Source organism: Rhodanobacter sp. Soil_C_14 (assembly GCF_057657335.1).
In genome coordinates, this window is record NZ_JBDGIQ010000008.1 from 44,881 (window position 1) to 60,750 (window position 15,870).

The 15,870-nt window shown below is 66.4% G+C and carries 15 protein-coding genes; 10 read left to right on the forward strand and 5 right to left on the reverse strand.

Translation table 11 applies throughout. The features are described from left to right. From AC3A56_RS16275 to AC3A56_RS16300, 6 genes are all read left to right on the forward strand, one after another. The gene (locus tag AC3A56_RS16275) at positions 1–2,283 is read left to right on the forward strand and encodes a nitric-oxide reductase large subunit (protein WP_056717144.1); all 2,283 of its coding nucleotides are present in this window, start codon (positions 1–3) and stop codon (positions 2,281–2,283) included. A 65-nt stretch (positions 2,284–2,348) separates the two neighbouring features. Next, positions 2,349–2,753 (forward strand): SirB2 family protein, encoded by a 405-nt coding sequence (locus AC3A56_RS16280; protein WP_204111480.1) that lies wholly within the window; start codon positions 2,349–2,351, stop codon positions 2,751–2,753. After that, on the forward strand, positions 2,750–4,702 hold the full coding sequence (locus tag AC3A56_RS16285) for a pyridoxal phosphate-dependent decarboxylase family protein (protein WP_487771040.1): 1,953 nt from the start codon (positions 2,750–2,752) through the stop codon (positions 4,700–4,702). Before AC3A56_RS16280 ends, AC3A56_RS16285 begins: the two co-directional genes overlap by 4 nt. A gap of 14 nt (positions 4,703–4,716) precedes the next feature. Further along, positions 4,717–5,823 carry a PLP-dependent cysteine synthase family protein gene (locus AC3A56_RS16290; RefSeq protein ID WP_487771041.1) on the forward strand — a complete coding sequence of 369 codons (1,107 nt, stop codon included), beginning with the start codon at positions 4,717–4,719 and terminating at the stop codon, positions 5,821–5,823. Beyond that, complete coding sequence (locus tag AC3A56_RS16295) at positions 5,820–6,626, forward strand: prephenate dehydrogenase/arogenate dehydrogenase family protein (RefSeq protein ID WP_487771042.1); 807 nt, start codon at positions 5,820–5,822, stop codon at positions 6,624–6,626. Before AC3A56_RS16290 ends, AC3A56_RS16295 begins: the two co-directional genes overlap by 4 nt. Next, positions 6,623–8,170 (forward strand): UbiD family decarboxylase, encoded by a 1,548-nt coding sequence (locus AC3A56_RS16300; protein WP_487771043.1) that lies wholly within the window; start codon positions 6,623–6,625, stop codon positions 8,168–8,170. The genes AC3A56_RS16295 and AC3A56_RS16300 overlap by 4 nt, the downstream gene beginning before the upstream one ends. Here AC3A56_RS16300 and AC3A56_RS16305 read toward each other — a convergent pair. Further along, positions 8,109–8,603: a DnrO protein gene (locus AC3A56_RS16305; RefSeq protein ID WP_487771044.1), complete on the reverse strand. Its 495-nt coding sequence runs from the start codon at positions 8,601–8,603 to the stop codon at positions 8,109–8,111. The two genes, AC3A56_RS16300 and AC3A56_RS16305, sit on opposite strands and share 62 nt — an antisense overlap. Positions 8,604–8,725: 122 nt before the next feature. Continuing rightward, positions 8,726–9,283 (reverse strand): cytochrome b, encoded by a 558-nt coding sequence (locus AC3A56_RS16310; protein ID WP_487771045.1) that lies wholly within the window; start codon positions 9,281–9,283, stop codon positions 8,726–8,728. A gap of 183 nt (positions 9,284–9,466) precedes the next feature. Between AC3A56_RS16310 and ubiU the strand changes: the two genes are divergently transcribed. The 4 genes from ubiU (at position 9,467) to AC3A56_RS16330 (ending at position 13,232) form a co-directional block, all read left to right on the forward strand. Continuing rightward, complete coding sequence (gene ubiU, locus AC3A56_RS16315; protein WP_487771046.1) at positions 9,467–10,531, forward strand: ubiquinone anaerobic biosynthesis protein UbiU; 1,065 nt, start codon at positions 9,467–9,469, stop codon at positions 10,529–10,531. A gap of 19 nt (positions 10,532–10,550) precedes the next feature. Beyond that, entirely contained in the window at positions 10,551–11,438 is an 888-nt protein-coding gene (locus AC3A56_RS16320; protein WP_487771047.1) for a U32 family peptidase, read from the forward strand. A gap of 445 nt (positions 11,439–11,883) precedes the next feature. Then, a complete protein-coding gene (locus tag AC3A56_RS16325) occupies positions 11,884–12,558 on the forward strand; it encodes a hypothetical protein (protein WP_487771048.1) in 675 nt (224 codons plus the stop codon). A gap of 104 nt (positions 12,559–12,662) precedes the next feature. Further along, complete coding sequence (locus AC3A56_RS16330) at positions 12,663–13,232, forward strand: hypothetical protein (protein ID WP_487771049.1); 570 nt, start codon at positions 12,663–12,665, stop codon at positions 13,230–13,232. 164 nt (positions 13,233–13,396) lie between these two features. On the opposite strand, the gene trhA is transcribed toward AC3A56_RS16330, so the two are convergent. The 3 genes from trhA to fabA form a co-directional block, all read right to left on the reverse strand. Further along, positions 13,397–14,056, reverse strand: coding sequence for a PAQR family membrane homeostasis protein TrhA (gene trhA, locus AC3A56_RS16335; protein WP_487771050.1), 660 nt, complete (start codon positions 14,054–14,056; stop codon positions 13,397–13,399). Positions 14,057–14,119: 63 nt separating this feature from the next. Then, positions 14,120–15,328, reverse strand: a complete 1,209-nt coding sequence (gene fabB, locus AC3A56_RS16340; RefSeq protein WP_487771051.1) for a beta-ketoacyl-ACP synthase I — start codon at positions 15,326–15,328, stop codon at positions 14,120–14,122. A 1-nt stretch (position 15,329) separates the two neighbouring features. Further along, entirely contained in the window at positions 15,330–15,845 is a 516-nt protein-coding gene (gene fabA / locus AC3A56_RS16345) for a 3-hydroxyacyl-[acyl-carrier-protein] dehydratase FabA (RefSeq protein WP_007807788.1), read from the reverse strand. Positions 15,846–15,870 lie beyond the last annotated feature (25 nt).

Consider the following 15,870-nt stretch of genomic DNA (forward strand, 5'->3'; position numbering starts at 1 on the left):
ATGAGTACCACCCGAAAACTCTGGTTGGGGCTGGCGGCGTTGCTCGTCGCCTCCTTCGCCGTGCTGCTGTGGGTCGGCAAGGAGGTCCACCAGCAGGCGCCGCCGCTGCCCACCGCCGTCGTCACCGCAGACGGCCAGACGCTGTACACCAAGGGCGACATGGAAGAAGGCCGGCAGGTCTGGCAGAGCATCGGCGGCCAGCAGCTGGGCTCGATCTGGGGCCATGGCGCCTTGCTGGCGCCGGACTGGAGCGCGGACTGGCTGCATCGCGAAAGCATGGCGATGCTTGAACTGCTTTCCCGCGACGCCGGCCTGGGCCCCTACGACACGCTGACCGCGCAACAGCAGGCCCCGCTGAAGGCCCGCGTGCAGGAAGAGCTGCGCACCAACACCTGGGACGCGGCCAGCAACACCATCACCGTCTCGGCGTTGCGCGCCCGCGCGATGGAAGCCGTGGCGGCGCACTACATGAGCCTGCTCGGCAACGACCCGGCCACGCACAAGCTGCGCGAAGGCTACGCCATGCGCGAGAACACCGTGGCCGAGATGGAACACCGGCGCGAGGTCACCGCGTTCTTCTGGTGGACCAGCTGGGCGGCCGCCACGCAACGCCCGAACGAGCCGATGAGCTATACGCAGAACTGGCCGTACGAACCACTGGCCGGCAACACGCCGACCTCGACCAGCTTCCTGTGGTCGGTCTTCAGCATCCTGTTCATGATCTTCGGCATCGGCCTGCTCGGCTGGCATCACGCCCGCCAGGTCAGCCATGAACCGCTGCCGGTCGTTCCGGCGCGCGACCCGCTGACCGAGTTCAAGGCCACGCCGTCGATGAAGGCCACCGGCAAGTATTTCTGGACCGTGCTGGGCCTGTTCCTCGCGCAGATCCTGCTGGGTGCCACCACCGCGCATTACCAGGTGGAAGGCCAGGAAGCCTACGGCTTCGCGCTGGCCAACTACCTGCCGTACAGCCTCACCCGTACCTGGCATACCGAACTGGCCGTGCTGTGGATCGCCACCGCATGGCTGGCCACCGGCCTGTACATCGCGCCGCTGATCTCCGGCCACGAGCCGAAATTCCAGCGGCTCGGGGTGAACTTCCTGTGGGTCTGCCTGCTGGTCATCGTGGTCGGTTCGTTCGCCGGCCAGTGGTTCGCGGTTATGGACAAGATGGGCCTGAAGTACAACTTCTGGTTTGGCCACCAGGGCTGGGAATACACCGACATCGGCCGCTTCTGGCAGATCTTCCTGTTCATCGGCCTGATGCTGTGGCTGTTCCTGGTCGGCCGCGCCCTGTGGCCGGCGATGAACCGCAACAAGGAAGGCGCCTCGATCGTGGGCCTGCTGTTCCTGTCCACGGTGGCGATCGGCCTGCTCTACGGCGCCGGCCTGATGTGGGGCGAGCACACCCATATCGCGATGGTCGAATACTGGCGCTGGTGGGTGGTGCACCTGTGGGTGGAAGGCTTCTTCGAAGTGTTCGCCACCGCGGTGATCAGCTACCTGTTCGTGCGCCTGGGCCTGCTGCGGGTGACCACGGCCACCACCAACGTGCTGTTCGCCACCATCGTGTTCATGGCCGGCGGCGTGCTCGGCACCCTGCATCACCTGTACTTCAGCGGCACCACCACGGCGGTGATCGCGCTGGGCGCCAGCTTCTCGGCACTGGAAGTGGTGCCGCTGGCCCTGATCGGCATGGAAGCGTACGACACCTGGAAGAAGCAGCACGAGGCACCGTGGATGGCGCGCTACCGCTGGCCGATCATGTTCTTCGTGGCGGTGAGCTTCTGGAACCTGGTCGGTGCCGGCCTGCTCGGCTTCCTGGTCAACACGCCGATCGCGCTGTACTACATGCAGGGCCTGAACCTCACCGCCACGCATGGTCACACCGCCCTGTTCGGCGTGTACGGCATGCTCGGCCTGGGCCTGATGCTGTTCTGCCTGCGCGGCATCAAGCCGGACGCCGAGTGGCGCGAAGGCTGGCTGAAGAGCTCGTTCTGGCTGCTCAACATCGGCCTCTCGCTGATGGCTGCGCTGACCCTGCTGCCGCTGGGCATCCTGCAGCTGAAGGCGGTGCTGGAGCACGGCTACTGGTTCGCCCGCTCGGCCGAGTTCATGGATCGCCCGCTGATCCACATGCTGGTGTGGATGCGCGTGCCGGGCGACACCTTGTTCGCCATCGGCGCGCTGCTGATCTCGGTGTTCGTGGCCGCGCTGTGGCTGTTCCCGAAACGGCGGACGGCAACGGCGACCTCGCCACGAGCGATTCGCAACAACGCGTGACTTGCATCAGGGCGCGCCACACGGCGCGCCCTGATGCTTTACCCGTTCCCCGGCAGCGATCCCCGATGCTCGAGTTCTATCCCCAAATCAAATGGCTCCACATCGCCTGCGTGCTGGCCAGCGGTTCGCTGTTCGCGCTGCGCGGCCTGCTGACCCAGTTCGGCTACGCCGGCGCCGCCCAGTGGGAGCCCGTGCGCTGGCTGAGCTACGCGATCGACACCACCCTGCTCACCGCCGCGCTGATGCTGGTCAGCATCCTGCCCGGCGCGCTGTTCGCCAACGGCTGGCTCACCACCAAGCTGGTGCTGCTGGTGGTCTACGTGGTGCTGGCCACGCTGGCACTGAAGCGCGCCCGCAGCCGCCGTGCGCGGCTGGCCTTCTTCATCGCCGCGCTGGCCAGCTACGTCTACATGCTCGGCGTGGCGCGCATGCACCACCCGCTGGGCTGGCTGCATGGATGGATCGCATGAGCGCACAACCGTTCAACCACGGCGAGCCGCGTGACCACACGCTGGACGCCTGCTTCCTCGGCCCCTACGGCGAGAACGACGCGCTGCTGGAAAAGATGCTGGTCGAGTTCCTGCGCGACCACGTCTACTGGCGGCGCAACTTCCATCCGGAAGATCCGCCGGCGATCGCCACCGCCGCCGCGCATCATCCCGATTACCTTGCCTTCGAATCGCGCATGCGCCGCGAGCTGCACCAGCTGTCGGCGTCGCTGAAGAAGTCGGTGCCGTTCCACAGCCCGCGCTACATCGGCCACATGGCCTCGGACCTGCTGCTGCCGGGCCTGGCCGCGCAGATGCTGACCCTGCCCTACAACCCCAACAACGTCAGCGAGGATGCCGCGCCGGTCACCGTCGACATGGAAGTGCAGGTCGGCCTGCAGCTGGCGCGCATGCTCGGCTATCCGCACGATCCGGCGCGGGACGCCTGTGCGTTCGGCCACCTCACCTCCGGCGGCACCTTGGCCAACTACCAGGCACTGCGCCTGGCGCTGGCGCTGAAGGCGTTTCCGGTGGCGCTGCGCACAGCGCAGGTTCCCGGGCTGGCGCTGCCGGAGGATGACTGGAGCGCATTCAACCTCGCGCAGGCGGACGGCATCGCGCTGCTGACCGACTGGCAGGCCTGGCTTGCGGCGCAACCCGCAGCCGAGCGCAGTTGCTGGCTGCATCGGGTCGAACGCGAGCGGATCGAGCAGCGCGGCCTGGTCGACTTCTTCGCCGCCCATCCCGCGCTGAAGCTGCCGCGGGTGCTGGCGCCGGTGACCGCCCACTACTCGTGGAGCAAGGGCGTGAAGCTGCTCGGCCTGGGGCGCGACCAGCTGGAACTGCTGCCCACCGAAGGCATGCGACTGGACCCGGCCGCCCTGCGCGACACGCTGGAACGCTGCGCCCGCCAGCAACAACCCGTGCTGATGTGCGTGGCGGTGCTGGGCGGCACCGAGTACGGCACCATCGATCCGATCGACCAGGTGCTCGCCGCCCGCGATGCATCGCGCCAGCGGGGGCTGGATTTCGCCGTGCACGTCGACGCCGCCTGGGGCGGCTACCTGGCCACCCTGTTCCGCAACGAGGACGGCTCGCTGCGTCCGCGCGACGAAGTCGCCGCCGACTATGTGCAGTTCCCCACGCCCGCCGTGCATGCCGCGTTCGCCGCGCTGGGCGCCACCGACTCGGTCACCGTCGATCCGCACAAGCTCGGCTACCTGCCCTACGGCAGCGGCGCCTTCATCTGCCGCGACCACCGGGCGATGACGCTGCTGGCCGAGCGCGCCGACTATGTCTTCCACGGCGGCACGCCGAAGGACTATCTCGCCCGCTACCGCAGCCTGGGCCAGTTCATTCCGGAAGGCTCCAAGTCCGGCGCCGCGGCGGCGGCCGTCTATGTCACCCACAAGGTGTTGCCGCTGGATCACGCCCACTTCGGCCGCCTGCCCTGCGCCACCGTGCGTGCCGCCGAAACCTTCCACGCCCGCGCGCAGCGCTTCGCGCTGGAACTGGCCGACTGCGTCCACGCGCTGGTGCCGTTCGCGCCAGACAGCAACCTGGTCTGCCTGGCGCTCAACCCGCGCGGCAACCGCTCGATCACCGCCGCCAACGCCTTCGTGCGCGAACTGCACGACACCTTGCGCTGCGATCCGCAGCAGCCGCTGCAGACCAAGGAGTTCTTCGGCTCGGTGACCACGCTGCGCCCGGACATGCTGGGCCACGCGCAGACCACGCGCATCTTCCAGGCGCTGGGCCTGGATGCGAGCTCGCTCGATCCGGACGAGGACCGGCTGATGATCCTGCGCCACACGCTGATGAATCCGTACCTGATCGATCACGAGAACGGCATCAGCTACATCGACCGCTATTTCGAATTTCTCGGCCGCCGCATGCGCGCGATGCACCGGGCCGCGAGCCACGCGCCATGAATCCGGAGTCTCCGATGGACAGCGTCCTGCACCTGGTCAACCTGCAACAGGACCACGATCGCCGCTGGGTGCACGACGCCCTGACCAAGCTGGCGCAGGAGGCCGCGCGTTCCGCCGACACCCATCTGCTGAAGCTGAATTTCCCCGGCTTCCACGGCGTCGACTTCTACTTCAAGGACGAGGCCGCCCACCCCAGCGGCAGCCTGAAGCACCGGCTGGCCCGCTCGCTGTTCCTGTACGCGCTGTGCAACGGCCGGCTGCGTGGCGGCCAGGCGGTGGTGGACGCATCTTCGGGCAGCACGGCGATTTCGGAAGCCTGGTTCGCGCGCCTGCTCGGCCTGTCATTCACCGCGGTGATGCCGGCCTGCACCGCGCCAGGCAAGATCCGCGACGTGCAGGCGCTGGGCGGCACCTGCGACCTGGTCGATGATCCGGCCCAGGTGCACGCGCGCGCCGCCGAACATGCCGCACGCGGCGCCTGCCACCTCGACCAGTTCGGCCTGGCCGAACGCGCCACCGACTGGCGCGGCAACAACAACATCGCCGAGTCGATCATCGGCCAGCTGGCGCTGGAAGCCGAACCCGAACCGGCGTGGATCGTCTGCGGCGCCGGCACCGGCGGCACCTCGGCCACCATCGGCCGCTACCTGCGCTACCGCCGGCTGCACACCAGACTGTGCGTGGCCGAGCCCAGCGGCAGCGGCTACGTGCACGGCTGGCGCAACCGCGACATGAAGGCGGTGGCCAGCCAGCCCACCCTGATCGAAGGCATCGGCCGACCGCGCGTGGAACCGGGCTTCATCTTCGACGTGGTCGACCGCGTCAACGAAATTCCCGACGCCGCCTCGATCGCCGCCGCCTGGTTGCTGGAAGACCTGCTCGGCCACCGCTACGGCGGCTCGTCCGGCACCAACCTGGTCGCCTGCCTGCAGCTGGCCGCGTCGATGCGCGCGCGCGGACAGCGCGGCAGCATCGTCAGCCTGCTGTGCGACCGCGGCGAGCGCTACGCGCAAACCTTGTTCGACCGCGACTGGCTGGCTGCGCGCGCGATCGACCTCGCGCCGTGGGATGCCGCGCTGCGCCACAGCCTGGCCAGCGGCCGCGCGCCCGCGTTGACATGAGCACCGCCGAATCGCCGGCTCCGGGCATGCACGTTGCGCTGCTGGGCCATGGCCGTTTCGGCGAGGCGTTTGCGCAGCTGTTGCTGCAGGCGGGGCATCACGTGCGCGTGTTCGATCCGCACGCCCGGGTTCCCGCCGCGCTGGCCGCGCCATCCTTGCCTGTCGCGCTCGAGGGCGCGCAATGGATCGTGCTGGCGATGCCGGTGCCGCAACTGCGCGACGCCCTGCTCGCGTTGCAACCGTTGCTGCATGCCGGCCAGATCGTGTTCGACGTGGGCAGCGTGAAGATGCATCCCTGCGCGGCGATGGACGAGTTGCTGGGCGACGCGATTCCCCACGTCGGCAGCCATCCGCTGTTCGGCCCGCTCAGCCTGGCCCGCGACGAGCGCCCGCGGCGCACGGTGATCTGCGCCTCCGCCCGGCATCCGCAGGCCGCCGCTCGCGCAGGCGAGTTGTTCGCCGCGCTCGGCTGCGAAGTCATCGAACAGGACCCGGAGCGCCACGACCGCGCGATGGCGCGCACCCACGTGCTGGCCTTCTTCATCGCCAAGGGGCTGATCGACATCGGCGTGGACGACGGCATGCCGATCGCGCCGCCCTCGTTCCAGGGCATGAAACACATGCTGGCCGCGGTGCGCGGCGACGCCGGCCACCTGTTCGGCGCGATCCAGCGCGAAAACCCGTTTGCCGCCGAGGCCCGCACCGAGCTGCTGGCCGAACTGCAACGCGCACATCAACACCTGCTGGCCGCAACGGATGACGACGAGCTGGCCATTCCGACCTCGGGCGAACCGTCCGCATGAGTTTCCACGACCTGCGCAGCTTCCTGCAGCGGCTGGAGCGCGAGCAGCAATTGCAGCGCGTCAGCGCGCCCGTGGATACGCATCTGGAGTCCACCGCGCTGAGCCTGCGCGCGCTGCGCGAGGCGGGCCCCGCGTTGCTGATGGAACATCCCGGCGACAGTCACCACGCGCTGCTCGGCAACCTGTTCGGCCATCGTCGCCGCATCGAGCTGGCGCTGGCCGGACGGCCGCTGGCCTCGCTGCGCGAACTGGGCCAGCTGCTTGCCGCGATCAAGGAACCGCGCTGGCCATCCAGCCTGCGCCAGGCGCTGGCCACCTGGCCTGAGCTGGCGCAACTGGCCCACGTCGCGCCGCAACGGGTGCGCGAGGCGGCGTTCGAACACGAAACCCTGCGCGGCGACGAGATCGACCTGGCCCGCCTGCCGATCCAGCACTGCTGGCCGGACGACGCCGGCAAGCTGATCACCTTCGGCCTGGTGGTGACCCGCGGCACCGGCAAGCCGCGGCAGAACGTGGCGATCTACCGCCAGCAGGTGATCGGGCCGAACCGGGTGATCATGCGCTGGCTGCCGCATCGCGGCGGCGCGCTGGACTACGCCGACTGGTGCGCCGCGCATCCGCAGCAACCATTCCCGCTACTGGTCGCCATCGGCGCCGATCCGGCGACCATGCTGGCCGCCGTCGCGCCGGTGCCGGACAGCTTGTCCGAATACGAGTTCGCCGGCCTGCTGCGCGGCCAGCGCACCCGCGTGTGGCACAGCGAGCTGACCGGGCTGGATGCGCCGGCCGGCGCGGAGATCCTGCTGGAAGGCTTCATCCACCCCGGCGACACCGCGCTGGAAGGTCCCTTCGGCGACCACACCGGCTACTACAACGCGCAGGACCATTTCCCCGTCTTCACCATCGAACGCCTGCGCCTGCGACGCGACGCGATCTACCACGGCAGCTACATGGGCCGCGCGCCGCACGACGAGCCGTCGGTGCTGTCGATGGCGCTGAACGACATCTTCGTGCCGATCCTGCAGAAGGTGTTTCCCGAGATCGTCGACTTCTTCCTGCCGCCCGAAGCGTGCTCGTACCGCATCGCCGTGGTCAGCATCCGCAAGCAGTACGCCGGCCATGCGCGGCGCATCATGATGGCGGTGTGGTCGTACCTGCGCCAGTTCACCTACACCAAGTTCGTGATCGTCACCGACGACGACATCGACGTGCGCGACTGGTCGGCGGTGATCTGGGCGGTGTCCACCCGGGTCGATCCCGCGCGCGACACCATGCTCGTGGAGAATACCCCGATCGACTACCTGGACTTCGCCAGCCCGGTGGCCGGCGTGGGCTCCAAACTCGGCATAGACGCCACCCGCAAATGGCCGTCCGAAACCGCGCGTAGCTGGAGCCGTCCGATCGTGCCGGATGCCGCGGTGGAGCAGCGCGTGGATGCCCTGTGGCAATCACTGCAGGCATCCCGCGACCGCCAGGAATGCTTCACGGCTCGTCGTGCATCTCGTGCATGGCCGGCGCCGGCTGGTCCCAGCCCGGATCATTGAAGTAGTGCGGATAGTGCGCGATCGCCTCGCGCATCGCGGCCACCGCTTTGACCTTGCCCGGGTTGGCCTGCAGGGCCTGCGCCGCACCGAGCAGCGGTGCCAGGATGCCGTGCAGGGCCGCGTCCGGTTCGGCAGCCAGCTTGCAGTTGGCGAACATGAAGCCCACCGCATCCTCCACTTCGGCCGCGCGGTCGACCGCCATCGGCGCACTCATGTGGCCCATCTCGTAGTGACGCAGCTGGTCCACCGCGACGTGCACGCGACGCATGCCCTCGCGCAGGGACGCGTCCGGCTCCCAGCGCTGCGCGGGCACGCTCACCGTGGCGGCGTGGTGGCTGGCGTGTTCCGCAGGCGATTGCGGCGGTGCGGCCTGCACCGAAACGGCCAGGCCCAGGCCGCAGGCCAGGGCGACGAGAGTGGGGACGGATGTCATGGGGAGCGCTCCAGCAGGCGGCGTGCATGCCGCGGATGGAAGCATGCTAGCGCGGGCCCGCCGCTGCGCGACTGACCCACGTCAACCGCGCGACCGTCATCGCTGCGGCCGGCTGCCGCAGCTCAGTTGCCGTTGCCGCGGCGCGGCAGCATCCGGCGCAAGGTGTCGTCATGCATGAAGTAATGGTGATACAGCGCCGCGGCTGCGTGCAGGCCCACCAGGTAATAGCCGATCGTGCCGATGGTGCCGTGCAGGTCCTCCAGCCGCTCGCCGAGCAGGTCGTCCGGCGCGATCAGCGGCGGCAGCTCCAGGCCGAAGAACGGGATCACCTTGCCGCCCGCACTCAGGGTCAGCCAGCCCAGCGCCGGCATCACGATCAGGAACGCATACAGCAGCAAGTGCATGATCCCGGCCAGGTGGTGCTGCCAGGCCGGAAGGCTCGCATCACGGCGCGGCGACGGCGTCATCAGGCGAATGGCCAAGCGCAGGAAGACCAGCGCGAACACGCCGAGCCCCAGCATGAAATGCCAGGTCTTCAGGCCGGCACGCAGGCTGCTGCCGCGCGGCGCCAGTTCGTGCAGCTCGATGCAGGCGTACACGGCGACCAGCAGCGCCAGCATCAGCCAGTGCATGCCGATCGACAGCGGGTGGTAACGGTCAGTGGTGTTCATCGGATTCATGGGGAGTTTCGCCGTCGGCAATCGGAACAGATGGTCGGGCATCGACACGAGTCGTGCAAAGCCGGGCACAGCATGGACCGCACCGGCGCGCCCGGGATTGACCTCGGTCAACTTCCCTTCCGGTGACTTCGGCGCATCCGCCGAATTTTCCCGCATCCGCACGGAACCACTCCGACCTGACCCATGTCAACGCAGCTCGCCGGATCAGCCGCCACGATGCGCCGCGAACTTCCTGGCTTCGAGGTGCACATGCAACTGGTCTGTCCTGCCGGCAACCTGCCGGCGCTGCAAGCGGCGATCGACGCCGGCGCCGATGCGGTCTACGCGGGCTTCCGCGACCAGACCAACGCCCGCGCCTTCCCCGGCCTGAATTTCAGCGACGTGGAACTGCGCGACGGCATCGCCTACGCGCACCAGCGCAAGCGCAAGGTCTACCTGGCATTGAACACCTACCCCGACAGCGCGCGCCTGGCGACGTGGTACCGCGCCGTGGACAAGGCCGCCGAGTTCGGCTGCGACGCGGTCATCGCGGCGGAGATGGCGGTGCTCGATTACGCCACGCGCACCTACCCGGCGATGGCGCGGCACCTGTCGGTGCAGGGTTCGGCCACTACCGCGCCGGCGCTGCGCTACGCCCACGAGCGCTTCGGCATCAGTCGCGCGGTGCTGCCGCGGGTGCTGTCGATCCAGCAGGTCGAGCGATTGTGCGAAGGCTCGCCGGTGCCCATCGAAGTGTTCGCGTTCGGCAGCCTGTGCATCATGGTCGAAGGTCGCTGCCAGCTTTCCAGCTACGTCACCGGCGCCTCGCCGAATCGCCACGGCGTGTGCTCGCCGGCCAGCTTCGTGCGCTGGGAGGAACACGGCGACGGTCGCCGCAGCGTGCGCCTGAACCAGGTGCTGATGGACAAGTTCGAGCCCGCCGAACCGGCCGGCTATCCCACCGTGTGCAAGGGCCGCTTCGAGGTCGGCGGCGAGACCTTCCATGCGCTGGAGGAGCCGACCAGCCTCAACACGCTGGAGCTGCTGCCCCGCCTGGCCAAAGCAGGCGTGGCCGCGTTGAAGATCGAAGGCCGCCAGCGCGGCGTCGCCTACGTCGCCTCGGTCACCCGCACCTGGCGCGACGCGCTGGATCGCTACCGCAACGCACCCGACGCGTGGCAGCTGCAGCCGGGCTGGCAGTCGTCGCTGTCGAAGCACGCCGAAGGCCACCAGACCACGCTGGGCCCCTATCACCGCTCGTGGCACTGACTTCAGGGGCATGCAACCGATGAACACGATGAAACTGAGCCTCGGCCCGCTGCAGTATTTCTGGCCACGCGAACAGACCCTGGCGTTCTACCGCGAGGCGGTGGAGTGGCCGCTGGACATCATCTACCTGGGCGAGACGGTGTGCAGCAAGCGCCGCGAACTGGGCACGCGCGACTGGATCGCGCTGGCCGCCGAACTGGCCCGCAGTGGCAAGCAGGTCGTGCTGTCGTCGCTGGCGCTGATCGAGGCCGAATCCGAGCTGGGCGTGCTGCAACGGCTGGTCGACCACGGCGACTGCTGGATCGAAGCGAACGACCTTTCCGCCGTGCAGCTGTGCCGCGAACGCGGCGTGCCCTTCGTCGCCGGCCCCACCCTCAACGTCTACAACCACCACGCCCTGGCGATGCTGATGGCCGACGGCCTGCGCCGCTGGGTACCTGGCGTCGAGCAGGGCCACCAGCTGCTGCGCGAATTGCGCGAGGCGATGCAGGCCGAAGAGCGGCCCATGCCCGAGCTGGAGGTGATCGCCTTCGGCCGCCTGCCGCTGGCCTTCTCCGCCCGCTGCTTCACCGCCCGCGCGCTGGACGTGGCCAAGGACCAGTGCGGCTTCCGCTGCATCGACTACCCCGACGGCATGCCATTGGCCACCCGCGAAGGTCGCCCCTTCCTGCGCATCAACGGCATCCAGATCCAGGGCGAGGAAATCACCGACCTCGGCCCCGAACTGCCCGCCTTGCGCGAACTGGGCGTCGACGTGCTGCGCCTGTATCCCCAGGTCGACGGCATGGCCGAAGTGATGGCGCACTTCGACCTGGCCCGCCACTCCCCGGTAGCACCGCCGCGGATCGGCGCACGCAACGGCTACTGGCACGGCGAGCCGGGTATGCGGCCGGTGGCTGAGGCATAAGCCCAGCGAAGCCGTCAACACCGGTATATGACGGGATTTGCACGAGCATCGAATACATCAGCAACGACTGGCTCACCAGAGTCCCCGGCGAAAACCTCGTCGCGCCGCGTCATGCGAGCCGCTATACGAATCGCGGCCCGCCGTCCCGGCATTGCCCATTCACCACCCAGCGGTTGGCCCGACGCCTCGTCACCCGCCGTCGAGCCGTCCAAGTGCCTTTCATCTGAGAGCAAAAGGATGCCATCATCAGAAATAACAAATTTCAACGTGGCGGGATTGGATTGCGGGACTAGGCTGCAGCAGTGACGTCAGGTTCGTTGACTCAATGGACCAAAAGCTCTTCTCGAAAATGTTGGTCGCCCGTGATAGGCCGCAGGATTTAAATCTAAGAGTTAGTCGGCAAAGCAAGATTCGGAGTTACCCCACAAGCATCTATCGAGGGCTCATGGAAATTTCGATAAACAACCCCCGGGTTCATGACGACGAACTGGCGAAAATCAAGAAGAACGATCGCACCCTAAAGTTGTGGACTCAGTCACACATGAGTCATATCAATGCCTATCGCGGCCATTCCATAGGCGGCCAAGGGCTCGTACTCGCTATACCTAAGAATGAAAACATTGACCTAGTTGAAGCGCTCGAAAGCGGGCGCGAAACTTGGGTTGAGGTAATTGCAAGAAGTTATGGAGTAGAGTTCCGCGGATATCACGTATCGCAAGAAGAACTAGACCGCTCTCTCCAGAAAGAGAGAAACGATTTCCTCCAAGAGATCAGCAAGCCATATCATCCCAAAAAGGAGATGAAGGCTTATGCAAAGACTGTCGGAGATATGCCATTCCGAGCTGGAATGATTCTTGAGCTAATCCCAAGTGACGAAGACTCTTACATTAGGACACTTGGTCATCCCGTTTCATTTGTTTGCAGCGATTTGCAGCAGCCAATCCTGTTGACCCATGGAAAGACAACAACAAAGAAAATCATAAGAGCAATATTGACCGGCTACGGTGCATCCGCTCTGGTGGTACTCCCATACTCAAACAAATCTCTCATCTTGGATGATGGAGAGCTCAAGAACCATCATGGCGCAGAGATCGCCGTCTCCTTTACTCTGCGAAGGTAGTAGTTACCTTTTTACTCGTTCAAGGCGGACGGCTGCGCCGCCGCTTAACTCCAGCATCAGGGCGCTCAATGACATTCAACGCAAGCGACCGAACCCTTGGGCTAGTGAGCATCTGGCAAGTTTTGAGGAAGATGTGCTGGGAAATTGAACTTCTCAAAGCTATCCCGGAAAAGCTTCGAGTGGGCACCCTGCCTATAGACGTACTACACGTGCAAGATGCAACCTTGTACGCAACAATTAACGCGGCTTCGACCGGTCTCGCTCTGGTTGACTGGCTCTACCATACGATTCGCGAAGATCCAGTTCTTGTCTCAAGAGCGAAGGACTCTCTCGGAGAGTTCAATCTCAAGTCCGAGACAAGTTTTCTCGCTCACACAAGAAAGCTGAATAAGTCGATCAACGCGTGCCATCAGATTTGCAACGCAAATAAGCATTTCCACCTTCGTAAACTCGACAAAGATTTCAAAGTCTTGGTTGGCGATATCGTCATGGAGCATCCTGATGGCTCAACAGATATAAGCCATATCACGCATATCGTGCAAAACGGCAACACTCCAGACGGAAATACGTCCGTCCTCGAGTTGTTAGTAGATCTAGCCGCATGGTGGGAGGATGTACTCAACAAACTTCAAATTCCTGGGCGCGATCCGTTCTTTCAGCGCGGCGCGCCCTAACCGGTCATCCAAGCAGGTGGAATAGTTCCTTCGCTTCAATGGACACCCTGAACTATCTTGACCTGGCTGCCATGCATCGCGCGCAGGTTGTTGCCACGCCAGAAGACGGAGGTGCATGCGGGAAGTGCAGAAGCGGCCGGAGTAGGCCGCGCGCAGCACCTCACTCAAAACGTATAACGCAACACCGTGAAGTAGTGGCAGCCGGTGCCGGTGAGCACGAACAAATGCCAGACGAAGTGGCTGTAGCGCAGGCGTTCGTGCAGCAGGAAGAACACCACGCCCAGCGTATAGGCCAGGCCGCCGGCCAGCAGCCAGGCCAGGCCGCCCGGCGCCATGTTCAGCCATAGCGGACGGATCGCGATCAGCGCCGCCCAGCCCATCGCGACGTACAGCGCGGTGGACAGCCGATGGAAACGCGCGCCCACGGCGAGCTTGAAGATCGCGCCCAGCAGGGCCAGGCCCCAGATCACGCCCAGCATCGACCAGCCCCAACCACCACGCAGCACGCCCAGCGCAATCGGCGTGTAGGTGCCCGCGATCAGCAGGTAGATCGCCGCGTAGTCGAAGCGCTGCAGCAGTTCCTTGATCCGCAGATGCGGGATCGCGTGGTACAGCGTGGACGCGAGGTACAGCAGGATCGCGCTGGCCCCGAACACCGTCGATGCCACCACCGCGGTGGTGCTGCCGCTACGCAGTGCGGCGATGATCAGGATCGGCAGGCCGGCCGCGGCGAGCAGCAGGCCGAGGCCGTGGCTGATGCTGTTGGCGATTTCCTCGCCGAGGGTGGAATCACGCGAGAGTGCGGGCGCGGCCGGGGAAGACATGCGGGGAAAAACTCGGGGAGGGTTGTGCGGCTGCCGAAGTGACAGCCGCGGGTCGTGCAGGGCTCAGACCTTGGCGAACACCAGGGTGCCGTTGGTGCCGCCGAAGCCGAAGCTGTTGGACATCACCGTGGACAGTGGCGCCGAACGGCTTTCGCGCACGATCGGGAAGCTTGCGGCCGCCGGATCGAGGTCGCTGATGTGGGCGGAGCCGGCCATGAAACCGCCATTGAGCATCAGCAGGCTGTAGATCGCCTCGTGCACGCTGGCGGCACCCAGCGAGTGGCCGGTCAGCGCCTTGGTCGAGGACAGCGGCGGCACCGCGTCACCGAACGCCTCGCGCACCGCGTTCAACTCCACGATGTCGCCCAGCGGCGTGGCGGTGCCGTGGGTGTTGAGGTAGTCGATCGGCGCCTTGACGTTGGCCAGCGCCATCTTCATGCAGCGCACCGCGCCCTCGCCCGACGGCGCGACCATCTCGGCGCCATCGGAGGTGACGCCGTAGCCCACCAGTTCGGCATGGATGCGCGCGCCACGCGCCCTGGCGTGTTCGTATTCCTCCAGCACCAGCATGCCGCCGCCGCTGGCGATGACGAAGCCGTCGCGGCTGGTGTCGTAGGGGCGCGAGGCGCTGACCGGCGTGTCGTTGTGATGGCTGGACAGCGCGCCCATCGCGTCGAACTGCGAGGTCATGCCCCAGTGTTCTTCTTCGCCGCCACCGGCGAACATCACGTCCTGCGCGCCGTGGCGGATCAGGTCGGCGGCCGCGCCGATGCAGTGCGCCGAGGTGGCGCAGGCGGCGGAGATCGAATAGCTCAGGCCCTGGATGCCGAAGGTGGTGGCCAGCGTGGCCGACACCGTCGAGCACATCGTGCGCGGCACCATGTACGGGCCGATCTTGCGCACGCCCTTGTTGCGCAGCAGGTCGGCGGTTTCGATCTGCCAGCGCGGCGAGCCGCCGCCGGAACCGGCGATCGCGCCGATGCGCGGATCGCGCACCTGGTCCGCGTCCAGCCCGGCATCTGCCATCGCCGAGCGCATCGACACATAGGCATACGCCGCGGCGTCGCCCATGAAGCGCTTCAGCTTGCGATCGATCACCGCTTCCAGGTCGATGTTCGGCACGCCGGCCACGTGGCTGCGCAAGCCCAGCTCGGCGTACTCGGGCATCGCGCGGATGCCGCTGCGACCATCGCGCAAGGCGCTGGTCACGGTGTCCAGATCATTGCCCAGGCAGGACACGATGCCCATGCCCGTCACTACGACGCGGCGCATCTCAAAAACCCTCGGTGGACTGGAACAGGCCCACGCGCATGTCGCTGGCCTCGTAGATCAGGCGGTCGTCGACGAAGGTCTTGCCGTCGGCGATCACCAGCCGCAGCTTGCCGCGCATCACGCGGCGGATGTCGATCTCGTAGCGCACCAGCTTGGCCGTCGGCATCACCTGGCCGGAAAACTTCACGTTGCCCACGCCCAGCGCGCGGCCACGGCCGGGTTCGCCCAGCCACGGCAGGAAGAAGCCGCTGAGCTGCCACATCGCGTCCAGGCCCAGGCAGCCTGGCATCACCGGGTCGCCGATGAAGTGGCAACCGAAAAACCACAGGTCCGGATGGATGTCCATTTCGGCATGGATCAGGCCCTTGCCGTAGGCACCGCCTTCCTCGGAAATCCGCGTGATGCGATCGAACATCAGCATCGGCGGCGAAGGCAGACGGGCATTGTCGTCACCGAACAACTCGCCGCGGCCGCAGGCGCGCAGCTGTTCGTAGTCGAAGGAGGAAGGACGTGTCATGAAATACTCGCGGGGTGAGGAACGC

What these genes read in the sequence shown, in the direction of transcription:
- AC3A56_RS16275 (WP_056717144.1), top strand. Translation starts at nt 1, where the DNA reads ATGAGTACCACCCGAAAACTCTGGTTGGGGCTGGCGGCGTTGCTCGTC.
- AC3A56_RS16280 (WP_204111480.1), top strand. Translation starts at nt 2,349, where the DNA reads ATGCTCGAGTTCTATCCCCAAATCAAATGGCTCCACATCGCCTGCGTG.
- AC3A56_RS16285 (WP_487771040.1), top strand. Translation starts at nt 2,750, where the DNA reads ATGAGCGCACAACCGTTCAACCACGGCGAGCCGCGTGACCACACGCTG.
- AC3A56_RS16290 (WP_487771041.1), top strand. Translation starts at nt 4,717, where the DNA reads ATGGACAGCGTCCTGCACCTGGTCAACCTGCAACAGGACCACGATCGC.
- AC3A56_RS16295 (WP_487771042.1), top strand. Translation starts at nt 5,820, where the DNA reads ATGAGCACCGCCGAATCGCCGGCTCCGGGCATGCACGTTGCGCTGCTG.
- AC3A56_RS16300 (WP_487771043.1), top strand. Translation starts at nt 6,623, where the DNA reads ATGAGTTTCCACGACCTGCGCAGCTTCCTGCAGCGGCTGGAGCGCGAG.
- AC3A56_RS16305 (WP_487771044.1), bottom strand. Translation starts at nt 8,603, where the DNA reads ATGACATCCGTCCCCACTCTCGTCGCCCTGGCCTGCGGCCTGGGCCTG.
- AC3A56_RS16310 (WP_487771045.1), bottom strand. Translation starts at nt 9,283, where the DNA reads ATGAATCCGATGAACACCACTGACCGTTACCACCCGCTGTCGATCGGC.
- ubiU (WP_487771046.1), top strand. Translation starts at nt 9,467, where the DNA reads ATGTCAACGCAGCTCGCCGGATCAGCCGCCACGATGCGCCGCGAACTT.
- AC3A56_RS16320 (WP_487771047.1), top strand. Translation starts at nt 10,551, where the DNA reads ATGAACACGATGAAACTGAGCCTCGGCCCGCTGCAGTATTTCTGGCCA.
- AC3A56_RS16325 (WP_487771048.1), top strand. Translation starts at nt 11,884, where the DNA reads ATGGAAATTTCGATAAACAACCCCCGGGTTCATGACGACGAACTGGCG.
- trhA (WP_487771050.1), bottom strand. Translation starts at nt 14,056, where the DNA reads ATGTCTTCCCCGGCCGCGCCCGCACTCTCGCGTGATTCCACCCTCGGC.
- fabB (WP_487771051.1), bottom strand. Translation starts at nt 15,328, where the DNA reads ATGCGCCGCGTCGTAGTGACGGGCATGGGCATCGTGTCCTGCCTGGGC.
- fabA (WP_007807788.1), bottom strand. Translation starts at nt 15,845, where the DNA reads ATGACACGTCCTTCCTCCTTCGACTACGAACAGCTGCGCGCCTGCGGC.